Origin of the sequence: Siminovitchia thermophila, from assembly GCF_016909185.1 — a bacterium.
GTDB classification, from domain to species: Bacteria; Bacillota; Bacilli; order Bacillales; family Bacillaceae_C; genus Siminovitchia; species Siminovitchia thermophila.
The window spans coordinates 1-16561 of the sequence record NZ_JAFBFH010000037.1; the positions used below are offsets into that span (position 1 = coordinate 1).

General features: G+C 43.4%; 14 protein-coding genes and 1 riboswitch. Of the genes, 1 reads left to right on the forward strand and 13 read right to left on the reverse strand.

Annotation, left to right across the window (positions count from 1 at the left end):
* From JOC94_RS19195 to pcrB, 11 genes are all read right to left on the reverse strand, one after another.
* On the reverse strand, positions 1–1154 hold a 1154-nt coding region (locus JOC94_RS19195), incomplete at its 3' end, for an SH3 domain-containing protein (RefSeq protein WP_205180106.1).
* A gap of 159 nt (positions 1155–1313) precedes the next feature.
* Positions 1314–2111, reverse strand: coding sequence for an arylamine N-acetyltransferase (locus JOC94_RS19200; protein ID WP_077110044.1), 798 nt, complete (start codon positions 2109–2111; stop codon positions 1314–1316).
* 450 nt (positions 2112–2561) lie between these two features.
* Entirely contained in the window at positions 2562–2876 is a 315-nt protein-coding gene (locus tag JOC94_RS19205) for a DMT family transporter (protein WP_077110043.1), read from the reverse strand.
* The gene (locus tag JOC94_RS19210) at positions 2876–3217 is read right to left on the reverse strand and encodes a DMT family transporter (protein ID WP_077110077.1); all 342 of its coding nucleotides are present in this window, start codon (positions 3215–3217) and stop codon (positions 2876–2878) included. The genes JOC94_RS19205 and JOC94_RS19210 overlap by 1 nt, the downstream gene beginning before the upstream one ends.
* A 72-nt stretch (positions 3218–3289) precedes the next feature.
* Positions 3290–3388: riboswitch (guanidine-I (ykkC/yxkD leader) on the reverse strand.
* Between the two features lie 932 nt (positions 3389–4320).
* Entirely contained in the window at positions 4321–5751 is a 1431-nt protein-coding gene (gene gatB, locus JOC94_RS19215; RefSeq protein ID WP_077110042.1) for an Asp-tRNA(Asn)/Glu-tRNA(Gln) amidotransferase subunit GatB, read from the reverse strand.
* 14 nt (positions 5752–5765) lie between these two features.
* Positions 5766–7223, reverse strand: a complete 1458-nt coding sequence (gene gatA, locus JOC94_RS19220) for an Asp-tRNA(Asn)/Glu-tRNA(Gln) amidotransferase subunit GatA (RefSeq protein ID WP_077110041.1) — start codon at positions 7221–7223, stop codon at positions 5766–5768.
* A gap of 12 nt (positions 7224–7235) precedes the next feature.
* The gene (gene gatC / locus JOC94_RS19225; protein WP_077110076.1) at positions 7236–7526 is read right to left on the reverse strand and encodes an Asp-tRNA(Asn)/Glu-tRNA(Gln) amidotransferase subunit GatC; all 291 of its coding nucleotides are present in this window, start codon (positions 7524–7526) and stop codon (positions 7236–7238) included.
* Positions 7527–7630: 104 nt separating this feature from the next.
* Positions 7631–8791 carry a CamS family sex pheromone protein gene (locus JOC94_RS19230; protein WP_205180108.1) on the reverse strand — a complete coding sequence of 387 codons (1161 nt, stop codon included), beginning with the start codon at positions 8789–8791 and terminating at the stop codon, positions 7631–7633.
* A 16-nt stretch (positions 8792–8807) separates the two neighbouring features.
* Positions 8808–10814, reverse strand: a complete 2007-nt coding sequence (gene ligA / locus JOC94_RS19235) for an NAD-dependent DNA ligase LigA (protein ID WP_077110075.1) — start codon at positions 10812–10814, stop codon at positions 8808–8810.
* A gap of 49 nt (positions 10815–10863) precedes the next feature.
* Positions 10864–13068 carry a DNA helicase PcrA gene (gene pcrA / locus JOC94_RS19240; protein ID WP_077110039.1) on the reverse strand — a complete coding sequence of 735 codons (2205 nt, stop codon included), beginning with the start codon at positions 13066–13068 and terminating at the stop codon, positions 10864–10866.
* A 46-nt stretch (positions 13069–13114) separates the two neighbouring features.
* On the reverse strand, positions 13115–13798 hold the full coding sequence (pcrB, locus tag JOC94_RS19245; protein WP_077110038.1) for a heptaprenylglyceryl phosphate synthase: 684 nt from the start codon (positions 13796–13798) through the stop codon (positions 13115–13117).
* A gap of 605 nt (positions 13799–14403) precedes the next feature.
* Here pcrB and JOC94_RS19250 point away from each other — a divergent pair.
* On the forward strand, positions 14404–15132 hold the full coding sequence (locus JOC94_RS19250; protein WP_171973808.1) for a GDSL-type esterase/lipase family protein: 729 nt from the start codon (positions 14404–14406) through the stop codon (positions 15130–15132).
* A 59-nt stretch (positions 15133–15191) separates the two neighbouring features.
* Here JOC94_RS19250 and JOC94_RS19255 read toward each other — a convergent pair whose 3' ends face one another.
* Both JOC94_RS19255 and JOC94_RS19260 read right to left on the reverse strand, forming a co-directional pair.
* Positions 15192–15497: a YerC/YecD family TrpR-related protein gene (locus JOC94_RS19255; RefSeq protein ID WP_077110037.1), complete on the reverse strand. Its 306-nt coding sequence runs from the start codon at positions 15495–15497 to the stop codon at positions 15192–15194.
* 17 nt (positions 15498–15514) lie between these two features.
* A complete protein-coding gene (locus tag JOC94_RS19260) occupies positions 15515–16522 on the reverse strand; it encodes a DUF3048 domain-containing protein (RefSeq protein ID WP_077110073.1) in 1008 nt (335 codons plus the stop codon).
* Between the last annotated feature and the right edge of the window lie 39 nt (positions 16523–16561).

Here is a 16561-nt window from a genome sequence, read left to right on the forward strand (position 1 = left end):
CCGATAACTGATCCACGCGTTGACGCTGTGCTCCTGAGATTCAGATTGGAGCCGGCATTTACCGACACATATTTCGTTATCGTTTTTCCTGGGGCCGAAGGACTCGGAGTGGCCGAACCCGACTGGCTTGATAAGTATTGACTGCTTACATAGCCGGTCCTGCCGTTTGCTGTCACTTTTGCCCAACCGTTGGATTCCGATAGCACTGAGACTTTTGTACCTTTGGACAGACGGGCGATGACCGAACCACGCGTTGACGCTGTGCTCCGCAGGTTCAGATTGGAGCCGGCATTTACCGACACATATTTCGTTGTCGTTTTGCCTGGTGCAGAAGGACTTGGTTTAGGCGCTGTTGGTGTGCTCGACTGGCTTGATAAGTACTGACTGCTTACATAGCCGGTCTTGCCATTCGCCGTCACTTTTGCCCAGCCGTTGGATTCTGATAACACCGAGACTTTTGTACCATTGGACACCCTGCCAATGACTGACCCGCTCGTCGATGGCGTGCTCCTGAGATTCAAATTGGAGCCAGGATTTACCGACACATATTTCGTTGTCGTTTTTCCTGGGGCAGAAGGACTTGGTTTAGGCGCTGTTGGTGTGCTCGACTGGCTCGACAAGTACTGACTGCTTACATAGCCGGTCTTACCATTCGCCGTCACTTTTGCCCAGCCGTTGGATTCTGATAACACCGAGACTTTTGTACCATTGGACACCCTGCCAATGACTGACCCACTCGTCGATGGCGTGCTCCTGAGATTCAAATTGGAGCCAGGATTTACCGACACATATTTCGTTGTCGTTTTTCCTGGAGCAGAAGGACTCGGTTTAGGCGCTGGTGGTGTGCTTGACTGGCTCGACAAATACTGACTGCTTACATAGCCGGTCTTACCGTTCGCTGTCACTTTTGCCCAGCCGTTGGATTCTGATAACACTGAGACTTTTGTACCTCTGGACAGACGGGCGATGACTGACCCGCTCGTCGATGGCGTGCTCCTAAGATTGAGTACAGAGCCGGAATTCACAGAGACAATTTTGCTCTCATTTTGAGACTTTAAAACACTTGATGGTTCTGCAGCCTGAACGGCCTCTTGAAACGCGGTTGTCGACAGGGCTGCAAAACACAAACCGGGAATAATCAGCTTTTTTTTCATTTTTTCACTCCCTTTTTTAGGAACTCATACTTTCATCCTACCATAAGCACTTAAATTGGTAAATGTTTAATATTTTGGTAGAATTTTGGGGAGTTTTGTAGAAAAAAAGCATGATTTCTTTATGACATGTAGTGAAGTTTGAATTTATCTCAATATTTTTTAAAATATGTTTATACCACGTTTTTCCAAAAAGGCGAGAGCATATGCTGTCGAATGTTTATCAATCTGGTAAACTTCCTGGATTAAATTCATCCATCTGTCCGGATTGTGAAGACGAATTTCACTAATATTCCGGAGTGTCATGACTTTCATCGTGTCGTTGCGCAGAAAAAAACATTGATGACCATTAAACCGAACGGCTGTAATTCTTCGCATGGTAATGTTTTCATCCCGATCATCGTACGATTCATCTATATCAGCCGTTATCTCTTCTTCCGACAACGGTTCCCAATCAATCTGCTTTTTGATAAATGACTTTCCATTTGATCTACGGTCAATTTCATACTTGTCGGAGCCGGCTTTTGTGAAAATGATCTCTTCTCCGAAACCGTGCAATATGTGACGGTGCTTTGCTTCCAATTCAATGGGCTTCATGATGGGAGACCCGTAGCCCACATCCACATACAAGCGTTTTCCGGCTATTTTGACCATAATCGCCAAATGAGATGGGTTTACTCTGACGAGTGAACAGTGAAAGCCAAGCTCAGCCAGCAGGCGGGAAAAATTAATATTGAGTGTGAAGCATGTTCCGCCCCACCCCTTTTCCGTCAAGTTTTTAACAAATAGGGGTAAAGAAGGGACAAACTCCGAACCATGTGTATAATAATAAAACTTGCTAAACGTTTCGTAAGGTACGATCGACAGATGGTGTTGGATGAGCCTTTGCAAGTAATTTATGGTTGGAGGTTCTGTTTTTAACCGTAAATGATGCAAATATTGCTCGACAACTGTTTCCATCCGTTCTCACCTCCCAATTTGGCGGTGTATTCCAATCTGTATTTATTATAACATGCCCTGCTCATTACACAGCCACTTGCAAGAACCCAATACTGAATTCGCCATTTGCCTATTATCATGCTGCAAACCCATATCGTAATCATCATGACGTGTTTCAAGTGGATTCAAACATTTTTTCCAACAAGAACAAGCTTCCAAACTAAAATAAGCTTGCCCTCCTCCGTAGCCTTCATCGCTGTGAAAAACACCATAAATCTCTCCATTCGGATTCATTAACCTGTTTGGAGATTAGAAATGAACGTTACTCTATGAGTTGCAAAAGAGCATCCATTGGCCTCATCCACCCTGTATGGATGTTTGTCCATTATTCGAAATGATTCATTGAATGCAGGTTCTACAATGTAAGAGATGAAGCATTTTATCAGCACCATCCACCACAATGTCATCATTTTACGAGATCAGCTTTAAACCAATAGCCGCCCCTAAGATCATTGCAATGAAAATAATTCTTTTCCAATTTTTTGATTCACCATAAAAAAACATTCCTAATATAGCTCCACCGGATGCACCGATTCCTGTCCAAATCGCATATGCTGTTCCCATGGGCAATGTTTTCATTGCATGTGCAAGAAAAAGAAAGCTTGTTCCAAATCCAAGAATTAACAATGCCAGCGATTGCCAATTGCCGTCTTTATGCCACTTATTTATCATTAAAACACCCAATATTTCACACAAGCCTGCAACTACTAAGGAAGCCCATGCCATTAAGATTCAGCTCCTTCTTTAACGTTGTCTTTAGTCACTAATTTCAAGCCGATTACGCCTGCTAATAAAACCAGTATCAAAATGATTTTTGTTATATTAAATGGTTCATCAAAAAATACAATATCTGAAAAAGCCGTCCCTGCTGTACCCAAACCTACAAATACCGCATAGACCGTTCCAACAGGAAGTTTTCTGCCTGCCATAATCATTAAATAAAAACTGACAACAATAGAAATAACCGTCCCTGTCCAAGTCGCAAAATTATCTGCGTGTTTTAATCCAATAACCCAAAAGACTTCAAATACAGCAGCAATAACTACTTTAATCCAGCTTGTATTCATTTCACCGACACCCTCCATTTTGATGATTTCCATAACGCAAAAAAAAAGCCTAAGAGATAACTGTTAAACAGTATCTCCCAGGCTTTTATCCTTCCGTGACACAGCAGAGCTGCGAGTTTCCTCTTGGTCCAGGCTAACATACTTTGTTACGGAACCCTAGAAAACATTTACCTTATTTCATTAGGTAAAATTATACACAAATATAGCCTTTATTCAAGTTTTAAGTGTAATCATATATCCATAATCAATCGAGGTCCAAAGTAGAGTGCGTATGTTGCCTCATTAAACTTTTACTGAATTGCATAAATCTCTGCGCTGTAATCTCAAAAGGGACTGGGACATAAGCAAATACGAAATAGAAAAACCGAACAATTCATTTATAATTGTTCGGTTTATTTGTGTGAAAAAAATTCCTATCTTCGCTACGTCAACATATTTCGCTTTCCGCAGGTCTCTTCAGCTTCCTTGGAAAGCAAAGTTCGCTTTCCTGCGGGATCTTCAGCTCGAGCTATTCTTCCCGCAGGAGTCTACATATGTTGACTACGCTAAAAGCTTGCGTATGATACACTGGGACAATTTATCCGGCATGTAAGGTGCCGTATACTCCCACTTCAACAACTTGAATTGAATACAAAAGGTCTAAGGGGGAGAAACGGCCCCTAAATGCCCGATTCGTTCAACTAACATTCAGTAGGAGACCTACTGAATGAAGTTTCACTTTATCCGGCATGTAAGGTGCCGTATACTCCCACTTCAACAACTTGAGTTGAATACTAAAGGTCTAAGAGGGAGAAACGGCCCCTAAATGCCCGATTCGTTCAACTAAGGGGCTGTCTAAAAAGTCCAATTTAGAGCAAATGCATTAAAAAGTAAAACCCAAGAATGTTGATTTTACGGCAATCTTAGGTTTTATTTTTTTCCTTTTCAAGCTCCATTATTACTTTTCGGACAGTCCCAAGTTTCACTTTATCCCGCATGTAAGGTGCCCGATTCGTTCAACTAACATTCAGTAGGAGATCGAAGAAAACGCCTGCTGAATGACGTTTCACTGTATTGTTCGTTTTTTCATCAGCTGATTTAGTTGTGCCACAGCCTCTTCCTTTTCACCGTTTATTGATTTCCTGAACGAGCAATTTATTGACAAGCGGCGGGTTTGCCTGGCCTTTTGTCGCTTTCATGACTTGCCCGACCAAGAAGCCGAGTGCCCTATCTTTACCATTTTTGAAGTCTTCAATGGACTGGGCGTTGTTGTCGAGAACTTCGCCAATGATTTTCAAAAGGGCTCCTTCGTCAGAAATTTGGACGAGGCCTTTTTCTTTGACGATTTTTTCCGGATCTCCACCATTTTCCACGAGTTCCCGGAACACTTTTTTCGCAATTTTTGAAGAGATGGTTCCCTTTTCGATGAGCTTAATCATCCCGGCAAGCCCTTCTGGTGTCAACGCGACCTCATGAAGCTCCTTCTGCTCGGCATTCAAGTAGGCAGACACTTCACCCATGAGCCAGTTAGAAGCTTGTTTTGCGTCCGCCCCGGCAGCAATCGTCGCTTCAAAGAAATCGGACATCTCCTTCGTAAGTGTTAGTACCATCGCATCGTATTCAGGCAGCCCGAGCTCTTCGACATAGCGCTGTTTACGGGCATCCGGTAGCTCTGGAATTTCAGAGCGGACACGGTCTTTCCACTCATCGTCAATGTAGAGATCAACCAAGTCTGGATCAGGGAAATAACGGTAGTCGTCCGCTGTTTCCTTGACACGCATGAGAATCGTTTCCCCAGTAGATTCGTCGTAGCGGCGGGTTTCTTGTAAAATGACACCGCCTGACAGAAGAACTTTCTCCTGGCGCTTTTCCTCAAACTCAAGGCCCCGGCGCACGAAGTTAAATGAGTTTAAGTTTTTCAATTCGGTTTTCGTCCCGAATTCTTCTTGTCCAATTGGGCGAAGGGAGATATTGGCATCACAGCGCAACGAGCCTTCCTCCATTTTACAATCGGAAACACCCGTATATTGGACAATTGATTTTAACTTTTCCAAGTAGGCATACGCTTCTTGAGGACTGCGCATATCCGCTTCCGACACGATTTCGATAAGCGGCGTGCCGGCACGGTTTAGGTCGACAAGGGAATACCCCATGTTCGTATGTGTCAACTTGCCCGCATCTTCCTCAAGATGCACCCGGTTAATCCGGATTATTTTCTTCTTTCCCTCTACTTCTATTTCTATCCAACCGTTCTGCCCGATCGGTTTGTCCAACTGGGAAATTTGGTAAGCCTTCGGATTGTCGGGGTAAAAATAGTTTTTCCGGTCAAATTTTGTTACTGTGGCAATTTCGCAATTCAATGCCATAGCCGCTTTCATACCGAATTCTACCGCTTTTTTATTTAAAACAGGGAGCACACCCGGATACGCAAGATCAACAATTGATGTGTTCGCATTAGGCTCGGCACCAAAATGGTTTGGTGCAGGCGAAAATATTTTTGAATCTGTTTTTAACTCGACGTGTACTTCCAGTCCAATGATCGTTTCAAAGTTCATTTCATTTTCACCCCTTACAATTGTGGTTTTTGTTTATGATAGTCTGTCGCTTGTTCGAACGCGTGAGCAACGCGGTAAATGGTTTTTTCATCAAAATAATTGCCGATAATTTGTAGGCCTAAAGGCAATCCGTTTGTAAAACCGCATGGAACGGAAATTGCCGGAACACCGGCCAAGTTTACAGGTATTGTTAATAAGTCGCCGGCATACATGGTTAACAAATCATCGATCACTTCGCCCATTTTGTAAGCGGGTGTCGGGGTAGTAGGCCCGATAATGACGTCATATTCAGAAAAAATATGATCAAAGTCTTGCTTGATCAGGGTGCGTACTTGCTGGGCTTTTTTGTAATACGCGTCATAATAGCCGGCACTGAGCGCAAATGTCCCGAGCATGATGCGGCGTTTTACTTCATCGCCAAATCCTTCGGCACGGGTTTTCTTGTATAAATCATCTAAGCTTTCCGGATTAGGGGTTCTGTATCCATAACGCACTCCGTCAAACCGGGCCAAGTTCGATGATGCTTCCGATGAAGTCAAGATATAATATGTACCTACTCCGTATTTTGAATGCGGGAGGGATACTTCTTCCCAAGTCGCCCCAAGGCTTTCCAATACTTTCAATGCCGCCAAAACAGATTCCCTTGATGCTTCACTTACGCCATCTCCAAGATATTCTTTTGGAACAGCGATTTTCAAGCCTTTTATATCACCGCTCAGCGCCGCCGAATAATTCGGCACCTCTTGGTCAATGGAAGTGGAATCCCGATGGTCGTGACCGGCAATAGCTTCCATGACGATTGCGTTGTCCTCCACATTTCTTGTGATGGGTCCGATTTGGTCCAAGGAAGACGCAAACGCAACAAGCCCTGATCGTGAAACACGCCCGTATGTAGGTTTTAATCCAACGACGCCACAAAAAGCCGCCGGCTGACGAATGGAACCGCCTGTATCACTTCCAAGCGAAAACATAATTTCGCCTGCTGCCACTGCCGCTGCTGAACCTCCTGATGAACCGCCGGGAACAAATTCAGGATTCCACGGGTTGAAAGTCGGGTGAAAAGCGGATGTTTCAGTCGTCGAACCCATCGCGAATTCATCCATATTCATCTTTCCAATTGTGACGGCGCCTTTCTCATTTAATTTCTCCATCACCGTGGCATCATAAATGGGGTCGAAGTTTTCGAGCATTTTACTGGCGCACGTAGTGACAAGATTTTTCGTGACGATGTTATCTTTTATGCCGGACGGAATACCGAATAGCGGATGGCTGCTAGCTTCTGTCCCAACTTTTTCGTCAAGGTCCTTTGCTTGCTGCCGCGCCTTTTCCTCATCTACAGTGATAAATGCTTTCACTTTTTCTTCTACCTTGTTGATCTGCTGAATAGACTCCTCAACAAGTTCGGAAACGGATACTTCTTTTTTATGTAAGAGTTCATGGACATCTTTTATCTTTTGATCGAATATAGACATAAGTTTCCCTCCTTATTCCAAAATCGCAGGAACTTTAATAAGACCGTCTTCATGCTCCGGAACATTTTTCATCACTTCTTCAAGAGAAAGCCCTTTATCCGGAACATCTTCACGCATGACATTTTTTTGGTCAAATACATGTGAAGTCGGTTCAATATGGGCAGTATCGAGCTCGTTCAATATTTCTGCCATTTGCAAGATTTGATCAAGCTCGTTCGTAAATTGCTCTGCCTCTTCTTCATTTATTTTCAAACGGGCCAAATTTGCGATGTGATACACTTGTTCTTTGGAAATTCCAGACATTTTACCACCTCCGGTTTTTTTCGATCCACTTACAATAATATAGATCATATCAAAAAAAGTTCGGATCGGGCAAGAAGAAGCGGTACTTCCGCTCTTGCCCATCCTTAATAAACATGTACAAACGGTTCTTTTTCCCCTGCTTTTCTCACAATGAGCGCTTCGGCGCCGTTCACTGATGTAATGTCCACTTCGACATTGATATAATCGGGAAAATGGTTCATGACAAGCGACGCCGCCCATTGGGTAAATCCGATAATTTCAGCTTCGCCAAACATCTGAATCGGAATTTCGATCTTTAAATCGACAAGCTGGCTGTCTTTGTAAAAGGCCTTTCCGATTACTCCGTTATAGTTTGGAAAATATTTTTCGATATCATCTTTAAATCTTAAATAAAAGGTAAGATCGTCCCGATGGTTTTTCTCGGCTTCATCGGATGGGAAAAGGACGTATTTTTCTTTAATATCTTTCCACCCTCCCAAAGAGGCGCTGCCTTCCCCAGCCTTTGCATAAGCAAAAAAGTTTCCGGGTACAACGGAGTTTTTGCCTTTTTGCTCAAAAAGCGCCACGACAATCGGTACACTTTCCATCCCTTTCATGCCTCGCATCCTTTTGACGACTTCTTCTGCAATCTTTTTCCCTTCCTCCGTCATTTTCTCGCGGGAAATTTCCGGTTCAAATGTCGCCCCGTATTTTTCTTTCTGGTAGTAGTGGACGGAATTGAGGGCGAGCCCCACAACAACGCCGCTCAGCTTGACCGATTTGTCGTTTTTAATCAAATAATTATGCTCTAAAATATGGGCTAAATAAATCGGGTTTTTTTGATTTTGTTCCTCCACTGAACCTTTGCCATCATTTAATGGATTCAATCCAACATTTTGTTCTTCTTTCAGCCCGCGTTCCTTCAACTGTTCCTTCGTAAACTTCCGATTCAGCCAAAGGCTTACCGTATCTTTGTCCAGATGCTGGCCTTCCTGGAATACATACTTATCTGGAGAAAATTCCTCCTTTGCAATCCTCATCAAACCGTTCTCGAATTCATTAATATCGTAACGGGAATTTAAATTCGATACGACCAATCCTCTTGCCTTGCTTGGTTCAAAAGGCAAGGTTGTCCGATATGAGTCGGACATTTGGTAATTCGGGATGATGGAAGCCTCCTTTTGATCGTCTTTTGTTTTTTTGGAGCCTTCCGAATTGTTGTTAAAACCGGGGGCACATCCTGTCAGCAATACACCTGCCATTAGAAGTGAAAGCCATTTTTTCATGTCTTATTATCCACCTTTAGTGTTCAAGTTGTTCCAAAAATTCTTCTTCGTCCCAAATGTCGATGCCCAGTTCCTGAGCTTTTGCCAGTTTTGAGCCCGCATCTTCGCCGGCAATGACCAAGTCTGTTTTTTTGCTTACGCTGCCGGTGACATTTCCTCCGAGCATTTCAATCTTTTCCTTTGCCTCTCCACGTGTCAATTTTTCCAGTTTTCCTGTCAAAACAATTGTTTTTCCGGCAAAAATGGACTCGACATCAGTTTGCGAAGATGGCCGCGGTCCGCGATAAGTCATATTGACTCCGGCAGCTTTCAATTCATCGATCAGTTGTTTCACTTCTTCACTGCCAAAGTAAGTCACGATCGCATCCGACATTTTTTCACCTATTTCCGGAATCAATTGCAATTCCTCATCTGTCGCTTTCATCAAATCATCGAGCGTTCCATAATGCTCGGATAAGATTTTCGCCGCTCTTTCACCGACATGACGGATGCCCAGACCGAATAGCAGTTTTTCCATTGAATTGCTCTTTGATTTCTCAATAGCTTCAAGTAAGTTGTTGACGGATTTCTCACCCATTCGTTCGAGCTTTAACAACTCTTCTTTTTTCAAAAAGTAAATATCCGCCGCATCTTTGATAAGACCGTGCAAGAACAATTGCCCAATAACTTTTTCTCCGAGTCCTTCGATGTTCATCGCATTTCTGGAGACAAAATGAATCAGGCTTTCCCTCATTTGAGCAGGGCATTTCGGGTTGATGCAGCGGAGCGCCACTTCGCCCTCCAGCCGCACAAGATCACTCCCGCATTCCGGACAATGCTTCGGCATATGAAAAACAGTCTCTTCGCCTGTTCGTCTTTCCGTTAATACATGAACAACTTCCGGAATAATGTCACCAGCTTTTTTGACAACAACCCAGTCACCGATCATAATATCTTTTTCGCGGATCAAGTCTTCATTATGAAGGGAAGCTCGTTGAACGGTCGTGCCCGCTACCTGGACAGGAATCAATTTGGCCGTTGGAGTGACAACACCTGTTCTGCCAACACTCAATTCGATATCGGTCAGTTGCGTGACGACTTCTTCTGCGGGGAACTTATAAGCAATCGCCCAGCGCGGCGACTTGGCCGTCCTGCTGAGCTGCTCCTGTTGCTCCAGGGAGTCGACTTTAACGACAATTCCATCAATATCGTATGGGAGGGAAGGCCGCTTTTCAGTCCAGGATTCGATATATGCGATTACTTCATCTATATTACGGCATTTCTTCCATTCTTTATTTACTTTTAGTCCCAAACGGGAAAGAAGCTCCAGTGATTCGCTATGGGTAGCAACAGCCAAATTTCTTGTATTGCCTATGCCATATAGAAAAATATCCAGATGGCGGGAAGCGGCAATTCTCGGATCAAGTTGCCGCAACGAACCGGCGGCCGCGTTTCGCGGATTGGCAAACAACATTTCTCCTTTTTCTTCCCGCAATTTGTTCAATTGCTCAAATGACTTGCGCGGCATAAAGGCCTCTCCGCGCACTTCAAAGGTTACTTCTTCATTTAATCTGAGCGGAATGGAACGGATCGTTTTTAAATTGGCCGTAATATTCTCGCCAACCGTTCCGTCGCCCCTCGTTGCTCCCAGAACGAATAGCCCATCCTCATACCGCAGCGATACAGCCAATCCATCTATTTTCAGCTCGCATACATATGCATAGTCTTCACCGATTGCCTGGCGGACGCGGCGGTCAAAATCACGCAAATCTTCTTCACTGAAAGCATTGGCAAGGCTCAACATCGGAGACTCGTGCTCCACCTTTTCGAATGCGGAAAGTGCTTCACCACCCACCCGCTGGGAAGGCGACTCAGGGACCACAAGGTCGGGAAAACGCTGTTCAATCTCGATTAATTCATTCATAAGCCGGTCATATTCCGCATCAGGGACGGATGGATTGTCCAAAACATGGTATTCATAATTATATTGATTTAATAGATTATGCAGTTCCTTGATCCGTTTTTCAGCGGCCTTACGGTCCATCTCAACAGCCCTTTCTAAAAGCGTTTTTACATTAGGGAGAGCGCCCGGGTCAAACTTTTTTGATTGGAGCAAAGTCGGCAAGCAGGCGTTTGATCCCGATCGGACTTGGAAAAGCGATGTCCAATTCCACACTGTCATTTTCATTTTTTATACTGACAACCGTTCCGACTCCCCATTTTTTATGTTCGGCCTTATCTCCGACCTTCCACTGGGTTTGTCCTTCTTCAGAAGCCGGTTCCGGCCTGACAACCTGTCGATAGGCTTTTTTACTCGGTTCAAACCCAAAAGAAATCCGTTTGTTATCCACTTCTACAATCATTTCCACTAGTTCATCCGGGATTTCATCAATAAAACGGGAGGGCGGATTCATATTTGTGCGGCCATAAAGAGTGCGCATTTCAGCATTCGTCAAATAAAGCTCCTCTTCGGCCCGTGTAATCCCAACATAGGCAAGCCGGCGCTCTTCCTCCATCTCTTCTTCATCCACCAAAGAGCGATTATGAGGAAAAATTCCTTCTTCCATACCGACCAAAAATACGACAGGGAACTCCAATCCTTTCGCTGAGTGAAGCGTCATAAGGGTCACAGCATCTGAAGAAGCCCCATCATCGTCCAATTGATCAATATCTGCAACAAGTGCCAAATCCGTTAAAAAGGCAACCAGGCTTTTATCTTCGTTCTGATCTTCAAAGCTTTTTGTAACAGACAAGAATTCTTCGATGTTTTCCAAGCGGCTTTCTGCTTCCAATGTCTTTTCGGCTTTCAGCATGTCCCTATATCCGGATTTTTCAATGACTTCTTCAACAAGTTCCGTCACTGATAAAAACTCCTGCATTTGCGAATAGTTCTTCATCATATCATAAAAGGCGGCTGCCGAGTTCACCGCTCTGCCGCTCAGTCCGATAAAATCAACTTCACCGAGTGACTCAAACATGGATAAATCCCGTTCATTGGCATATGCTGAAATTTTGTCAACAGAGCTTGCGCCAATCCCACGCTTTGGCACGTTGATGATGCGCTGGAAGCTTACATCGTCATCAGGGTTTGCGATCAAGCGCAAGTAAGCTAGCAAGTCCTTAATTTCTTTTCGATCATAGAACTTCGTACCCCCGACGATGTTGTATGGAATATTTGATTTCATCAATACTTCTTCAATCACGCGGGATTGGGCATTTGTCCGGTACAAAATAGCGATATCGGAGCGGGAACGCTTCCCAGCTTCTGTCAGCTCTTTAATTTTACCGGCCACAAATTGGGCCTCCGTTTTTTCACCCTCCGCCCTATAATAAACAATTTCTTTCCCTTCATCATTATCGGTCCACAAGTTTTTCGGTTTGCGGTTTACATTATGTTTAATCACTTCATTGGCCGCTTCTAAAATCTTCCCTGTGGAGCGATAATTTTGTTCAAGTAAAATAACGTTTGCGTTAGGGTAGTCTTTTTCAAACGATAAAATGTTGGCGATATCCGCCCCGCGCCATCTATAAATCGACTGATCAGAATCCCCTACCACACATAAATTTTTAAAGCGGGCAGCAAGGAGTTTGACGAGTGTGTATTGCGCCCTGTTTGTATCTTGGTATTCATCCACATGAATATAATGAAATTTTCTTTGGTAGTATTCCAATATTTCCGGCACTCTCTCAAAAAGCTGGATCGTCACCATAATCAGGTCATCAAAATCAAGGGCGGAATTCCTTCTTAAACGGCGCTGGTATTCCACATACACATCACTGATCGTTTTTTCATAGTATCCAGCGGCGCTTTTGCTATATTCATCCGCATCAATCAGTTCATTTTTCGCATTGCTGATCGCCCCGAGGATCGCCCTTGGGTCAAATTTTTTCGAATCGATGTTTACATCTTTTAAAATGTTTTTGATCACCGAAAGCTGGTCTGTCGTATCCAAAATCGTAAAGTTTCGGTTGTATCCAAGCCGGTCAATATCGCGGCGGAGCATCCGGACACACATTGAATGAAACGTTGAGATCCAAACATTCTGCGCTGAATCTCCCATTATGTGCCCAATCCGCTCTTTCATCTCTCTTGCAGCTTTATTTGTAAATGTAATCGCCAAAATATTATATGGATTGACCCCTTTTTCTATCATTAAATAAGCCACACGATGAGTCAGAACCCGAGTTTTTCCGCTACCTGCTCCGGCCATGATCAACAGCGGTCCCTCCGTCGTTTTGACAGCCTCTTTTTGCTTTCGGTTCAATCCTTCGAGCAAGTTTTCTGTTAAAAATTGCACAAGATCCACCACCTTATCAGGAACATCCGTTCCTATTATAGCATGTTTATTTTACAGATCGAACTGTTTTCAGCGCTTCTTTTAAATTGTCGTAAACAGCATTTCCAACAACAATAACATCAGCATGAGCGCCCATTTCCGCCGCCTGCTCAGCTGTCGAAATGCCCCCTCCGTAAAATAACATTGTCTTGGAAAGCTCCTCTTTTACTGCCTTCACAAGTTCCGGATCCCCATATGTACCACTATACTCCAAATAAAATATGGGCATACAAAACAATTTTTCCGCCATCATGGCGTAGGCAGCTACTTCTTCCGCAGAAAGGTTCGTATTGGCGTCTGTCATCTTGGCAGCCTTGCAATCTGCGTTCAATATGCAATAACCTTCTATGCACACTTCTTCCCAATCAATAAGTGCGCCATATTCTTTGATAGCTTCTTTATGTAAGCCTGTTATCCAACGCACATCACGGCTGTTTAAAACAGTCGGTACAAAATATATGTCAAATCCTGGCGTAATGGATTCAAGATTGCTCACTTCCAACACACAAGGCACAGTGAACCGCCGTACTTTGGACATGAGATCCAGTACATTGTCCAGTGTCACTCCATCCGTGCCGCCAATGATAATGGCATCAGTGCCGGATTCACATACTTTTTCCAAATCGCCAGATGCTAACTCTTTATTTGGGTCCAGTTTAAAAACATGGCGCCAGTTCCTGACATCATACACGTCAATGTCCTCCATTCTCCAATTCCGTACACTATTATATCATTATCGGTTCAAATCTCCGAATTGAAAAACGAATATTTTCAACGGTAAAAATGAACGCCTCATAATGCTGAAAAGCAGAGCTGATCACATAGCAGATTAAACTGTTTTGCCTGATGCCGATGCTAAAAATTGGTTATTGCTTTATGATCCGCTGCAAATTCATCAAGAGTTTTAGTGCTTCCTGACTTCATCGAATCCGGTTGCCACCGCTGTTCGGATAAACGACAATCTGAAGATCGTTTTACTTGCTATTAAGTTCAAATACGTTTTGAGAAATGCTTTCACGGTTTAATACGATTCGGAACACGGGGCGAAAAAATGTACTTTAGCAGAGGAACTTCTACCTATGATTCTTCGTAACCCTCTCATCGTATCTGCGGGATAGCGGCAATATTGTATTTAAACAGTGAAATGGATCACTATCCTTTTCCCCAATGAAAAATAACCAAGGCGTCGTTCAGAAAAATGAGTTTGTAAAAATTGGTACACACTTGAAATTTATGTAAAGTTTTATGTAAATATGGTAATCTTGTACCATAAACTTCTATATGATGGGGTGCATCATGAAAGAACAACACACGAAACGCACGCTTTTCATCTCCATCGGAGCGAACATTTTACTCCTATTCATAATCGGTTTTATTTTCATTAAGTTTGATGGGATAGTTGGAGTGAACGCAGGCTTAGAAAAGCCGAATAATTTGAAAAGGTCAGGATTTCACTACCAGGAAAGGACCACTTTATTTAACGAACTCACCATTCCTCCCGACTCTATCGTGTTCTTGGGAGACAGCCTTACCTTTCGAACAGAGTGGAGTGAGCTCTTTCCAGAAGAAATTGTCATCAATCGTGGGATCGGCCGGGATACAACAGCAGGAGTGCTCAAACGATTGGACCACATTATAGAGGCGAAGCCCAAAAAAATCTTTATTCTCATTGGGGTGAATGACCTGAAGAGTCGGAAAAGCGTTTCGGCAACCATTCATAATTACGCCACAATAATCACAAGCATCCAATCCAGATCACCCAAAACAGACATTTTTATACAAAGTTTGCTTCCAGTCAATAACAAAAAGTATGGCAACATACTAAGCAACGATACAATAAAAACAATGAACACAGATTTGCAGGCATTAGCGAAAAAAACCGGTGTACAATATATTGACCTCTATTCCGCTTTTTCCCAAAACGACCAGTTGCCTGACAAATATACGGTCGATGGAATCCATTTAACAGGTGAAGGATATATCCTTTGGAGAGAGAGCATAAAACAATATGTTCATGAAAAGTGAAATAAGACGCCATTCGGATTTCCTATGAGATTCCTTACATAAAGAAAAACCGCGACTTGTTATTCGTCGCGGTCCTCTTCATAGAGACGTTTCAACACCATTTCATACGTGTCATTCCCATAGTTAAGGCAGCGTTTGACACGTGAAATGGTAGCTGTGCTGGCTCCTGTCGCCTTTTCAATTTTTTGATACGTATTTCCTTCCCTCAGCATTCTTGCTACTTCCAAGCGCTGGGAAAGTGATTGGATTTCATTAATGGTGCATAAATCATCGAAAAAACGGTAGCATTCTTCCAAATCCTTTAATGATAAGATGGCATTAAAAAGTTGATCAAGTGCTTTTCCACGTAACTTCTCTATTTGCATCATAAATTCTCCTTCAATTACTTTTCTCCGAAAGAGACAATCGCCATCTCGGGCACAATACTAATCCATGTTTTTCCCGGGACAAGTTTGACAGGGCGGCCATCCTCATATGGCACAATTCGCCCATCCTCATTTCTCCATTCGGCTTCTTTTTTGATTCCATGTTGGAGAACATAGGCTTCGCCTCCCGACTCGAGAGCAATTTCTTTACGCCCTTGTTCATCGGCAACATGATGGGCAGCTTCAACCACTATAACATTATCAAACAGCACCGGCTCGTTTGTTTCATATTCAACCATTTCCTCTCCCCCTGTTGAGCGCGTATATTTTTCCTTATTCGCGTCATAGGAAAATGCAGAGGCAAAAACCGCGTCCTTGCTGTAAGAAATCGTCATATCTGAAACACTTTCGCCATCCAATGACTCAACTTCTTCTTTCTTTAAAAATGCCAGCGGCTTCGGCGGTTTATCCATTTCAAAGTCGCTATCCGCTGCTTGTTTTTCAATTTTGTCAAAAGTAATATAGGAATTATGGGGCGCCTTTCGAAAGCCTACCCGTTTAAACAGGGTTCCATCATGCCGCATCCCGTTAATATTATCAATCACTCCGTTCTCAAGCATCCGCTTCGCTTCGGGGCTGTAGCCATGTGAAATATATAAGCTGTCATACCCTTTAGCCAGATCAATAAAATATTTCCTTGCGCTTCGAACGGGACCGACGGTTTCCGGTTTTTCACTTTGATAAATCGCCAAAAATCGTGTGACCGCCCCTTCCGTGAGCACTTCATAAACAATATCTGCCTCGGCAAGCCCACTTTGCGGCCTTGCTTTCGGATGATTATTCACAGTTATAGCTATAGCACGCTGTGATGAATCTTTTTTTGCTTCCATCCCTGTCAAAGGAAATTGTTCCGCAGCTTTTTGTTTCTCCACTTTAGGTTGTTCCTTGCGTTCATCGCCATCTTTTTTACTGCATGCAGAAACAATCATAATAGCTGCACAACATACGATGATCCATTTGTTCATTTTCAAAGTCCCATCCCCTAATGATGTAAATTTTCGTTT